Consider the following 10,907-nt stretch of genomic DNA (forward strand, 5'->3'; position numbering starts at 1 on the left):
GGAGTCCCTTTCAGGCGTTGACGATGCGGTTGATGTTGTCCGGTGACAGGTAGTGCTCGATCGCGAGGATTCCGGCGCCCAGTGCGGCGGCGTTGCTCCCCGTACGACTCGGCGTGATCGACAGATGGTGGGTGGCCAGCGGCAGCGACCGGCGGTAGACGGTCTCCCTGATGCCGGCCACCAGGTGCTCGTGCACCCGCGACAGTGCGCCGCCGATGACGATGACCTCGGGGTTGAAGAAGTTGACCAGGCTGGCCAGCACCTCGCCGATGAGGCGGCCGGCCTCCCTGACCAGGCGCAGTGCCTGGGTGTTGCCGGACTGCACGAGTGCCACCACGTCGCCGCCCGACTCGGCGGGCAGGCCGAGCTCGCTCAGGCGGCGCGCGATGGCGGCGCCACCTGCCACGGCCTCCAGGCAGGCGCTGTTGCCGCACCGGCAGCCGGCGTCGTCGTGGCCGCTGACCCGGATGTGGCCGATGTCGCCGGCCGAGCCCTGGGCGCCCCTGTGCAGCCGGCCGGCGGCCATGATGCCGCAGCCGATGCCGGTGCCGACCTTGACGAACAGCAGGTGGCGGGTGTCGGGGAAGGCGTTGCGGTGCTCGCCCAGCGCCATCACGTTGACGTCGTTGTCCACCAGGACCTCGACGCCGCCGAAGTACTCGGGGATGGGGTAGTCGTTCCAGCCGGGCATGATCGGCGGGTTGTTGGGCCGGCCGGTGGCGAACTCGACCGGGCCTGGCACCCCGATCCCGAGCGCGCGCAGTGCGCTGCGGGGTCGTCCCGCCTGGTCGAGCAGGTGGTCGAGGCGCTGGTCCACGTGGGCGAGCACGCTTTCAGGGCCGTCGCCGATGAGCAGGCCGTCCTCGCACTCGGCGAGCACGTTGCCCGAGATGTCCATGAGCGCGACCCGGCAGTGGGTGGCGCCCAGATCCACGCCGGCGAAGGCGTGGTCCTCGGTGTGCAGGCGCAGCTGGCGCGGCGGCCGGCCACCGGTGGACTCGCCGCTCTCGGTCTCCTCGATCAGGCCGCGCTCGATCAGGGCGTCGACACGCTGGGAGATGGTGGATCTGGCCAGGCCGGTGAGCCTCGCCAGATCGGAACGGGTCGTCGCCGAGCCCGCGCTGATGAGCGTCAGCACGTCGCCGGCGGAACCCGGCTGGGGGGTCATGCCGCGACAATAAGATCACCGATGCGGCAAATCAAGAGCCTTAATCGACCAAACTCGCCTAACTTCCGCCGAAGATCGAACAAAGACCTGTTTGTGCTCAAAATTCCACCGTTCCGACACAAAGGCCCTGCCATCGCGCGCGCGACGACAGGGCCCCGAGGAACAGCGGACGTGCTGGAGCCGTGCTAGAGCATGGCCTTCATGGAGTCGCCCGCGGTCAGCACGTACGGCTGCTCGGCCATCACCGACTCCCAATTGCCGGCGATCACCTCGGGCGTGATGTCGTCGGTCTTGAAGCCGGGGCCCTCCGCCACGAACACCCGCGCCACCCTGCCGCCCCCGACGGTGAACACCTCGCCGCTCGTCTCGCACGACTCGTGCACGAGGTAGGCGACCAGCGCGCTGACCCGCTCGGGGGTGAACTTGGCCTCGAACTCGGCCGGCAGCAGCGCCTCGGTCATGCGGGTCCAGGCGATGGGCGCGATGGCGTTGGCCCTGATGCCGTTGCGCGCGCCCTCGATGCCGATCGTCTTGGTCAGGCCGACCAGGCCCATCTTGGCGGTGGAGTAGTTGGCCTGGCCGAAGTTGCCGAACAGGCCCGCCGGGCTGGAGGTGTTGACGACGCGGCCGTAGCCGGCGGCCTTCATCAGCGGGTACGCGGCCTGGCTGACGAGGTAGGAGCCGCGTACGTGCACGGCCAGCACCTGGTCGAAGTCCTCGACGGTCATCTTGCCGAACGACCTGTCGCGCAGGATGCCCGCGTTGTTGACGACGATGTCCACCTTGCCGAAGGCATCGACGGCGGTCTGGACGATGGCCCTGGCACCCTCGGGGGTGGCGACGTCGTCGGTGCTGGCCACGGCCTGGCCGCCGTTCTTGACGATGAGGTCGGCGACCTCGGCGGCGGGGCCCGCGGACGCGCCGGTGCCGTCGAGCGCGCCGCCGAGGTCGTTGACGACGACCTTGGCCCCCCGCTCGGCCAGCAGGAGCGCGTGGGACCTGCCGAGGCCGTGCCCGGCCCCCGTGATGATCGCGACCCTGTCATCGAACCGAAGCATCGAACCTCCCACGCAGGAGAACAACATTCTAGTACGCCTACGATAACCGGCTCAGGGCGCGCGCCACAGGTCCGGCTCGCCCGGCTCCCTGACCGCTCTCCCCTTGGCCTCCAGCCACGCCAGGTGCGCCAGCGTCTCGTTGTTGGCCGAGCGCCGCATGAACGGCGGGATCGTCTCCCACGGCCGCGACCAGGTGAGCCGGGTGGCGACGTCCCAGCAGGCCGCCGCGCCGCCCTCGGCCAGCACCTGCTCGATCTCGGCCAGCCGGGCGTCGTGGTGCGCCATCACGGTGTCCACCCGCTCGGCCAGCTCCAGGAAGCGGTACTCGTGCGCGGGCAGCACCTCGTCCACCTCCAGCTTGCGCACGGCGGCCAGCGCGTCGAGGTAGTCGGCCAGCGGGTTCGGCCCCGACTGCGGGTGCACGGCCACGATCGGCGTGATCTTGGCGAGCACGTGGTCGCCGGAGAACAGCACCCGCCGCTCCGGCGAGACGAAGCACAGGTGGCCCGGCGAGTGCCCCGGTGTCCAGACGGCGCGCAGGTCCCAGCCGGGCAGCTTCAGGTCGTCGCCGTCCTCTACCAGGCGGTCCGGCTTGGCCATCGTGACCACGTGCCTGATCATCATGGAGGCGCCGGCCAGCTCGTCCAGGGTCAGGTCGGGCACGCCGCAGCGGCGCAGCAGCGCGCGCTCGCGCTCCACCAGGGAGTCGATGAGAGCGTCGTCGTAGCGCTCGCGGATGAGGCGGGCGTCGGCCGGGTGCAGCGCGATCCAGGCGCCCGACGCCTCGCGGACCCGCCCGGCCAGGCCGTAGTGGTCGGGGTGGATGTGGGTGACGAGCACGCCCTTGACGTCGGTGATCGCGTATCCGGCCACGCCCAGGCCGGCCACGAGCGCGTCGTACGCCTCGTCGGTGTTCCAGCCGGCGTCGATGATCGCCACGCCGTCGGGCAGCTCGAGTGCGTAGACCAGCACGTACCGGAGGGGGTTGATCGGGATCGGGACCGGGATGGACCACAGACCGGGACGTACGCGCTCGACGCCGGGGACGGCCCCGCCGAGCCATGCCTCCCGCTGTGCCACGTTCGCCGGGGTCACCATGAATTTCGCCACGTGCCGAATATAGTTCTGTAGCAGAATCGTGTTCTACTAGGGGTCATGAAGCTGAGCCGCGAGCTCTCGAATGATGGCCGCTTCGTCCGCCAGCCGAACCGTTTCACGGATCGGCTCGGCCCGCCCGAGCCCGGCCGCTACCGCCTCTACGCCTCCTACGCCTGCCCGTGGGCCCAGCGCGTGCTCATCGTCCGCAAGCTGCTCGGCCTCGAAGAGCTGCTCGACGTCGCGATCACCGACCCCGTCCGCGACGAGAAGGGCTGGCGGGTGCCCGGCGGCGACCCCGAGTACCTGTCGGAGCTCTACCACGCCACCGACCCCGGCTACGTGGGCCGCTACACCGTCCCGTGCATCTGGGACGCCCAGGACGAGCGCATCGTCACCAACGACTTCCCCCAGATCACCCTCGATCTGGAGACGTCATGGGGCACCTCGCCCAACCTCTATCCCGAGCGCCTGCGCCCCGACATCGACATCATGAACGACCGCCTCTATCACGGCCTGAACAACGCGGTCTACGAGGCGGGCTTCTCCCGTGACCAGCAGGTGTACGAGGAGGCGGTGGCCCGCGTCTTCACCACCCTCGACTTCCTGGAGGTGCGCCTGGCGGAGTCGGAGTTCCTCTTCGGCACCCTCACCGACAGCGACGTGCGCCTCTACACCACGCTGGCGCGCTTCGACACGGTCTACCACACGCACTTCAAGTGTTCCGTCCGGCGGCTGGCGGACTATCCGGCGTTGTGGGCGTACGCCAGACGTCTCTATGCCATCCCGGCCTTCCGCGAGACCACCGACTTCGACCAGATCAAGCGTCATTACTACCTCACCCAGACCGACATCAACCCGAGCCGGATCGTGCCGGTAGGGCCTGAGCTGGACTGGAGCCTCTAGCGCCGCCGGCCGGCATCCGGACGAACAGCAGCGTCGAGGCCAGCAGCACCACGACCACGACCCCCCAGGCCGTGACCAGGCCCGCCTGGGCGGCCAGCGCGCCGAGCGCCAGGTTCGCCGCCGCGCCGCCGCCCTGCAGGGCCAGCGAGGACGTCGAGGTCACGGTGGTGCGGTCGGCCGCGGTGACCGCCTTGTGCGTCAGCTCCAGGCAGAGCACCGAGGCGATCGCGAGGCCGACGAACAGCACGACGTAGGCCAGGCCCGCGCTCGCCGTGCCCGCCGGGCCGTCCAGCTCGGCCGTGGCGGCCAGCGCGGCGACGGCCAGGGCGCTCAGCACCGTCCCCGCGATCGCTCCCCGCGCCGAGCTCCCGGTCAGCCGGGCCGCGCGGGGCGCGAGCGCGCTGCCCGCCGCGCTGCCGGCGAACCCGAGCGCCGCGACCACCGCGTAGAACAGGCTGCCGCGCTCGGCCGTGCCGGCCAGCTCGGCCAGCCGTCCGGGCGTGAGCAGCTCGACGCTCGTCAGCATGACGCCCGAGACCGCGGCGGCGGCCATCATGCGGCGCAGCACAGGCCCGCCCGCCGCCAGCCTGACGCCGGAGGCCATCGTGGCGGGCACCTCGCGCAGCACGTCCGCGAACGTCCTGCGGCCGTGCGCCGGCTCGGGCAGCGCGAACAGCACCACGACCAGCAGCACCGCGGCGGCCACGGCGCCCGCCAGCGGGGGCGCGGCCAGCGGGAACATCAGCGAAGGCGGCACCAGCAGCGGCAGGCAGCCGCCGGCCAGCACGCCCGCGCACAAGGCCACGGACTCCATCACCGCGCCCTTGGCCAGGCCCGGCCTGAGGTCGGCGTGGTGACCCTCGACGGCGTGCAGCGTGTCGACGTACCAGGAGGTGGCGGGGCCGCTGGACAGCGCCCTGGCCACGCCCTTGAGCACACCGCTCACCAGGAACATCCAGAACGTCGTGGACACGCTGAGCATCGCGAGCGAGACCACCGTGAAGGCGGCCGACGCGGCCAGCACCACCCGGCGCCCCACGACGTCCGACAGCCCGCCGGTGGGCAGCTCCAGGCTCAGGGTGACGATCGAGAACACGGTGGTGACCAGCCCGATCTGGGCCAGGCCGAGCCCCCGTTCGCTCATCAGCAGCACCATGCCGGCCACCATCAGCCCCATGGGCAGCCAGGTCAGGAAATTGACCAGCATGTAGCGACGCAGTGCCGATCGTGCGGTCATGACTCGTCCCTCCGCTTCTGGGGGAAGCCACCCACGAAGACGTGGACCGGCTGCACGCCGGGGGCGCCCTCGTGGCGGGCGGCGAGCTCGTTCAGCAGGTCCTGGGCCCGCCTCAGGAACTCCGTCAGCGCCGCGGGGGGCAGCTCGAAGAGGTGGTCGTCGATGCCGGCCGCCTCGACCCACTCCGGCGACCAGGCGTCCTCGTCGAAGCCCAGGGCCGCCTCGGCCAGCACCTCGGCCTGCCGCGTCCTGATGACCTCGACCGCCTCGCGCCCGCCCGGCACCTCGATCATCTCGCGGCTGTTCCACGAGGTGTAGCGGTGGCGGGCACGCCAGCGGCGCTCGCGGCCGTCGCGGCCTTCCGTGTCCTCCTCGATGAAGCCGTACTTGAACAGCTCGCGCAGGTGGTAGCTGGTCGAGCCCGAGCTCTCCCCCGTCTTGCGGCCGAGCTCGCTGGCCGTGGCGGGGCCTTCCGAGCGCAGCAGGCCGAGCAGCCGGCCGCGCAGCGGGTGCGCGACCACCTTGAGCGCCTGCGGGTCACTGATCTTGTACCGGTCCTCCATGCCCCTGACGATAGACCGCAAAGACATTTTTGCAAAGGGATTTTTGCGGTTTCTCCAGCTCCTAGACTGTGGGGATGCTCGACGACATCTGGGTTGACGACTCCGTCTTCGCACTGCGCCCCGACTTCGCGGTGCTGGTCATGACCGCACACGGCCTGCGCAACGGGCCCACGGACGACCGGTCGCGCGCCTGGCTGAAGGCGGCCGGCGAAGAGGAGATCCAGACCGCCAAGATCGACGCCTGGAAAGAGGCCTACCGCGCGTTCGGCGCCAAGCCGCAGCGCACCCGCCCCTCGGTCGACGCGCTCACCCGGCGCATGCCGCTGCCGGAGATCAACCAGGCGGTCGACGCGTACAACTCGGTGAGCGTCAAGCACGCCCTGCCCATCGGCGGCGAGGACCTCGACCGCTACGTCGGCCCCGCACGGCTCGTACGGGCCGCCGGCGACGAGCCGTCGGAGGAGGCGCTCGGCCGGCCAGAGCCGGGCGAGGTCATCTGGCGCGACGACGAGGGCGTCACCTGCCGCCGCTGGAACTGGCGCCAGGTCGTGCGCACCCGGCTCACCGAGGACACCACCAACGCGATCTTCCTGCTCGAACGCCTTGAGCCGATGTCGCTGGAGGAGCTGGAGCAGGCCGGCGACGAGCTCGCCGCGCTCCTCGCGGAGCTGTCGCCTGACGTGCGCATCGCCCGCAGACTGCTGACGCCGGGGAAATAAACCTCCCCCACAGGTGTTGATACCAAAGAGTAATAAAGGCTGCACCACCCGGATTGACTAGGGGGGCGTGACGTCTTTGCACGGTCCTGGGACGATCGTTCGAGGCGGCACGCCCTCTTGGGCGCGCGCTGCCGGTCCGGGCGAGTAGCCTTGGACAGGTTCTCTAACATCAACGCCGATCTGCGGAAGAGGGCGATTTCCGCCGTGTCGTCTGAGTCGTCGCGGACAAACCCGCTGGCAAGCTTTGGTCAGAACGAATGGCTTGTCGACGAGCTGTACCAGAAGTACCTCCAAGATCCAGAGTCGGTCGACAAGGCCTGGTGGAACTTCTTCGCTGACTACAACCCTGATTACGGACCGGGCCGACCCCCGGTCAGGGAGGCGGCGAACGGCACTGTGACCGCGCCCGCGCCTCCCAAGGCGCCGCCGAAGGCGCCACCCTCACCTCCGGCCGCGGCTGACAAGCCGAAGCAGCCCGCCACCCCGGTGCCCAAGGGCGCCGAGGAGGTCAAGCTGCGCGGTGCGGCGGCCCGCACGGCCGCCAACATGGACCTGTCGCTGTCGGTGCCGACCGCGACCAGCGTCCGTGCCATCCCGGCCAAGCTGCTCATCGACAACCGCATCGTGATCAACAATCACCTCAAGCGGGGTCGCGGCGGCAAGGTCTCCTTCACGCACCTGATCGGGTTCGCGATCGTCAAGGCGCTGAAGGCCATGCCGGAGATGAACTACTCTTACGCCGAGATCGACGGCAAGCCCACCCTGGTCAAGCCCGAGCACGTCGGCTTCGGCCTGGCCATCGACGTCCAGAAGAGCAACGGCGAGCGCCAGCTCCTCGTTCCCTCCATCAAGGGCGCCGAGGAGATGGACTTCCGCCAGTTCTGGATGGCTTACGAAGAGGTCGTACGCAAGGCGCGGGCCGGCAAGCTCGGCGTCGACGACTTCTCGGGCACCACGATCTCGCTGACCAACCCCGGCACCATCGGCACCGTCCACTCCGTCCCGCGCCTGATGCCCGGCCAGGGCACCATCATCGGCGTCGGCGCCATGGAATACCCGGCCGAATACCAGGGCGCGTCGCCCGACACGCTGTCGCGCCTGGCCGTCTCCAAGGTCATGACGCTGACCAGCACCTACGACCACCGGATCATCCAGGGCGCCCAGTCGGGCGACTTCCTGCGCCAGATCCACCGGTTGCTGCTCGGCGAGGACGGCTTCTACGACGAGATCTTCGAGGCGCTGCGGATCCCGTACGAGCCGGTCCGCTGGGTCCAGGACATCTCGGCCTCCCACGACGACGACGTGGCCAAGTCCGCCCGCGTGATCGAGCTGATCCACGCCTACCGCGTGCGCGGCCACCTCATGGCCGAGACCGACCCGCTGGAGTACAAGCAGCGCAAGCACCCCGACCTCGACATCCAGAGCCACGGCCTGACGCTGTGGGACCTCGAGCGCGAGTTCGCCACCGGCGGTTTCGGCGGCCGCCCGCTGATGAAGCTGCGCGAGATCCTGGGCGTGCTGCGCGACTCCTACTGCCGCACGGTCGGCATCGAGTACATGCACATCCAGAACCCCGAAGAGCGGGCCTGGATCCAGGCGCGGGTGGAGAAGCCGCACAAGTCGCCCGAGCGCGACGAGCAGCTCAACATCCTGTCGCGGCTCAACACCGCCGAGGCGTTCGAGACGTTCCTGCAGACGAAGTTCGTCGGCCAGAAGCGCTTCTCGCTCGAGGGCGGCGAGTCCCTCATCCCGCTGCTCGACTCGGTGATCAGCGACGCCGCCGACGAGGGCCTCGACGAGGTCGTCATCGGCATGGCCCACCGCGGCAGGCTCAACGTGCTGGCCAACATCGTCGGCAAGTCCTACGCGCAGATCTTCGGCGAGTTCGAGGGCAACATCGACCCCCGCACCGCCCACGGCTCCGGCGACGTGAAGTACCACCTGGGCGCCGCCGGCACGTTCACCGCGCCGAGCGGCAACACGATCACCGCCTCCGTGGTCGCCAACCCCTCCCACCTGGAGGCGGTCGACCCGGTGCTGGAGGGCGTCGTCCGGGCCAAGCAGGACCTTCTCGAGCGCGGCGAGGAGGGCTTCACCGTCCTTCCCGTCCTCGTCCACGGCGACGCGGCCTTCGCGGGCCAGGGCGTGGTGGCCGAGACGCTCAACCTGTCGCAGCTGCGCGGCTACCGCACCGGCGGCACCGTCCACGTCGTGGTCAACAACCAGGTCGGCTTCACCACCTCGCCCGCCTCCTCCCGCTCGTCGGTCTACGCGACCGACGTCGCGCGGATGATCCAGGCGCCGATCTTCCACGTCAACGGCGACGACCCCGAGGCCGTCGTGCGGGTGGGCCAGCTGGCCTACGAATACCGCCAGGCGTTCCGCAAGGACGTCGTCATCGACCTCATCTGCTACCGCCGCCGCGGCCACAACGAGGGCGACAACCCCGCCTTCACCCAGCCGCTGATGTACGACCTCATCGACGCCAAGCGCTCGACCCGCAAGCTCTACACCGAGGCCCTGATCGGCCGCGGCGACATCACGGTCGAAGAGGCCGAGCAGGCGCTGCGCGACTACCAGGCCAAGCTGGAGCAGGCGTTCACCGAGGTCCGCGAGGCGGCGAAGAAGCCCAAGGAGGCGGCCGCCATGCGGGTGCCGCCCGCCGAGGTCGTCAAGTGGTCCCACGCCGACACGCCGACGGCGATCAGCGACGAAACGCTCAAGCGCATCGTCGACACCCAGCTCAACCTGCCCGAGGGCTTCACGCCGCACCCGCGTCTCGCGCCGGTGCTGCAGCGCCGCGGCCAGATGGTCGAGCAGGACTCGATCGACTGGGCGATGGGCGAGACGCTGGCCTTCGGCTCGCTGCTGATCGACGGCCACCCGGTGCGCCTGGTCGGCCAGGACTCCAGGCGCGGCACGTTCACCCAGCGCCACGCCGTCCTCGTCGACCGCATGACCGGCGCCGACCACACGCCGCTCAAGACGTTCAACCAGGGCACCACGAAGTTCTACGTCTACGACTCGCTGCTCAGCGAGTTCGCGGCGCTCGGCTTCGAATACGGCTACAGCGTGGTCAGGCCCGACGCCCTGGTCTGCTGGGAGGCGCAGTTCGGCGACTTCGTCAACGGCGCCCAGACGATCATCGACGAGTTCATCTCGTCGGGCGAGCAGAAGTGGGGCCAGAGGTCCTCGGTCGTGCTGCTGCTGCCGCACGGCTACGAGGGCCAGGGCCCCGACCACTCCTCGGCCCGCATCGAGCGCTTCCTCCAGGTGTGCGCGCTCGACAACATGACCGTCGCCCAGCCCACCACGCCGGCCAACTACTTCCACCTGCTGCGCTGGCAGGTGGAGTCCGAGCGGCACAAGCCGCTGGTGGTCTTCACGCCGAAGGTGCTGCTGCGCCACAAGGCGGCCACCTCCAAGGCGTCCGACTTCACCTCGGGCACCTTCCAGCCGGTCCTCGGTGACACCACCGTCGACCCGGCCAAGGTGACCAAGGTCGTGCTCACTTCGGGCAAGCTCTACTACGAGCTGCTCGCGCAGCGCGAGAAGACCGGGCGTGACGACGTGGCGCTGGTCCGGCTGGAGCGGCTCTACCCGTTCCCGGCGGAGGAGCTGGCGGCCGAGCTGACTCGCTACGGCGCGCAGGCCGAGCTGGTCTGGGCCCAGGACGAGCCCACCAACATGGGCCCGTGGCCGTACCTCACGCTCAAGCTGGCCGAGGACCCGCAGGTGCTGGGTGGCCGGTCGATCCGCCGGGTGTCGCGGACGGCCAACAGCTCGCCGGCGACCGGTTCGCACAACGCGCACGACCGGGAGCTCGAGGAGATCCTGCACCAGATCTTCGGCTGAGCATTCATGTGATCGACGGTGAGCCCCCTGCCCCTCGTGGCCGGGGGCTCACTGCTGTCAGTCAGACGGGGCGGCGTCGCCCCGGGTAGTCGAGGGAGAACCATGTACTTCACCGATCGGGGGATCGAAGAGCTGGTCGAGCGGCGTGGCGAGGAAGAGGTCAGCCTGCTGTGGCTGGGCGAGCGGCTGCGCGAGTTCGTCGATCTCAACCCCGAGTTCGAGACGCCGATCGAGCGGCTGGCCACGTGGCTGGCCCGGCTCGACGACGACGAGGACGACTGACCGCCGCCCGCCGGAAGGAGCGCG

Annotated in this window: 9 protein-coding genes; 4 read left to right on the forward strand and 5 right to left on the reverse strand. The window is 69.9% G+C overall.

The genetic code is table 11. The features are described 5' to 3' along the window. Positions 1-10 precede the first annotated feature (10 nt). The 3 genes from ABZW11_RS10055 to ABZW11_RS10065 form a co-directional block, all read right to left on the reverse strand. Positions 11-1,168 (reverse strand): ROK family transcriptional regulator, encoded by a 1,158-nt coding sequence (locus ABZW11_RS10055; protein ID WP_355414681.1) that lies wholly within the window; start codon positions 1,166-1,168, stop codon positions 11-13. Between the two features lie 185 nt (positions 1,169-1,353). Beyond that, complete coding sequence (locus ABZW11_RS10060) at positions 1,354-2,226, reverse strand: SDR family oxidoreductase (RefSeq protein WP_355414683.1); 873 nt, start codon at positions 2,224-2,226, stop codon at positions 1,354-1,356. A 51-nt stretch (positions 2,227-2,277) separates the two neighbouring features. Continuing rightward, positions 2,278-3,336, reverse strand: a complete 1,059-nt coding sequence (locus ABZW11_RS10065) for an MBL fold metallo-hydrolase (protein WP_355414685.1) — start codon at positions 3,334-3,336, stop codon at positions 2,278-2,280. 45 nt (positions 3,337-3,381) lie between these two features. Here ABZW11_RS10065 and ABZW11_RS10070 point away from each other — a divergent pair, with 45 nt between their 5' ends. After that, the gene (locus tag ABZW11_RS10070; RefSeq protein WP_355414687.1) at positions 3,382-4,227 is read left to right on the forward strand and encodes a glutathione S-transferase C-terminal domain-containing protein; all 846 of its coding nucleotides are present in this window, start codon (positions 3,382-3,384) and stop codon (positions 4,225-4,227) included. Here the strand turns inward: ABZW11_RS10070 and ABZW11_RS10075 are convergent. Both ABZW11_RS10075 and ABZW11_RS10080 read right to left on the reverse strand, forming a co-directional pair. Further along, positions 4,175-5,464, reverse strand: coding sequence for an MFS transporter (locus ABZW11_RS10075; RefSeq protein ID WP_355414689.1), 1,290 nt, complete (start codon positions 5,462-5,464; stop codon positions 4,175-4,177). The genes ABZW11_RS10070 and ABZW11_RS10075 overlap by 53 nt on opposite strands. After that, the gene (locus tag ABZW11_RS10080) at positions 5,461-6,027 is read right to left on the reverse strand and encodes a winged helix-turn-helix domain-containing protein (protein ID WP_355414691.1); all 567 of its coding nucleotides are present in this window, start codon (positions 6,025-6,027) and stop codon (positions 5,461-5,463) included. The genes ABZW11_RS10075 and ABZW11_RS10080 overlap by 4 nt, the downstream gene beginning before the upstream one ends. 74 nt (positions 6,028-6,101) lie before the next feature. On the opposite strand from ABZW11_RS10080, the gene ABZW11_RS10085 reads away from it, so the two are divergent. The 3 genes from ABZW11_RS10085 to ABZW11_RS10095 all read left to right on the forward strand — a co-directional run bounded on the left by ABZW11_RS10085 (position 6,102) and on the right by ABZW11_RS10095 (position 10,883). Continuing rightward, entirely contained in the window at positions 6,102-6,746 is a 645-nt protein-coding gene (locus ABZW11_RS10085) for a phenylalanine--tRNA ligase beta subunit-related protein (protein ID WP_355414693.1), read from the forward strand. Positions 6,747-6,950: 204 nt separating this feature from the next. Then, entirely contained in the window at positions 6,951-10,601 is a 3,651-nt protein-coding gene (locus ABZW11_RS10090; RefSeq protein ID WP_355414695.1) for a multifunctional oxoglutarate decarboxylase/oxoglutarate dehydrogenase thiamine pyrophosphate-binding subunit/dihydrolipoyllysine-residue succinyltransferase subunit, read from the forward strand. Positions 10,602-10,703: 102 nt separating this feature from the next. Next, on the forward strand, positions 10,704-10,883 hold the full coding sequence (locus ABZW11_RS10095; RefSeq protein ID WP_080045373.1) for a DUF6104 family protein: 180 nt from the start codon (positions 10,704-10,706) through the stop codon (positions 10,881-10,883). Positions 10,884-10,907: the final 24 nt, after the last annotated feature.

Origin of the sequence: Nonomuraea sp. NPDC004580 (genome assembly GCF_040609855.1) — a bacterium.
GTDB lineage: Bacteria > Actinomycetota > Actinomycetes > Streptosporangiales > Streptosporangiaceae > Nonomuraea > Nonomuraea salmonea.

What these genes read in the sequence shown, in the direction of transcription:
- ABZW11_RS10095 (WP_080045373.1), top strand. Translation starts at nt 10,704, where the DNA reads ATGTACTTCACCGATCGGGGGATCGAAGAGCTGGTCGAGCGGCGTGGC.
- ABZW11_RS10075 (WP_355414689.1), bottom strand. Translation starts at nt 5,464, where the DNA reads ATGACCGCACGATCGGCACTGCGTCGCTACATGCTGGTCAATTTCCTG.
- ABZW11_RS10085 (WP_355414693.1), top strand. Translation starts at nt 6,102, where the DNA reads ATGCTCGACGACATCTGGGTTGACGACTCCGTCTTCGCACTGCGCCCC.
- ABZW11_RS10070 (WP_355414687.1), top strand. Translation starts at nt 3,382, where the DNA reads ATGAAGCTGAGCCGCGAGCTCTCGAATGATGGCCGCTTCGTCCGCCAG.
- ABZW11_RS10060 (WP_355414683.1), bottom strand. Translation starts at nt 2,226, where the DNA reads ATGCTTCGGTTCGATGACAGGGTCGCGATCATCACGGGGGCCGGGCAC.
- ABZW11_RS10080 (WP_355414691.1), bottom strand. Translation starts at nt 6,027, where the DNA reads ATGGAGGACCGGTACAAGATCAGTGACCCGCAGGCGCTCAAGGTGGTC.
- ABZW11_RS10055 (WP_355414681.1), bottom strand. Translation starts at nt 1,168, where the DNA reads ATGACCCCCCAGCCGGGTTCCGCCGGCGACGTGCTGACGCTCATCAGC.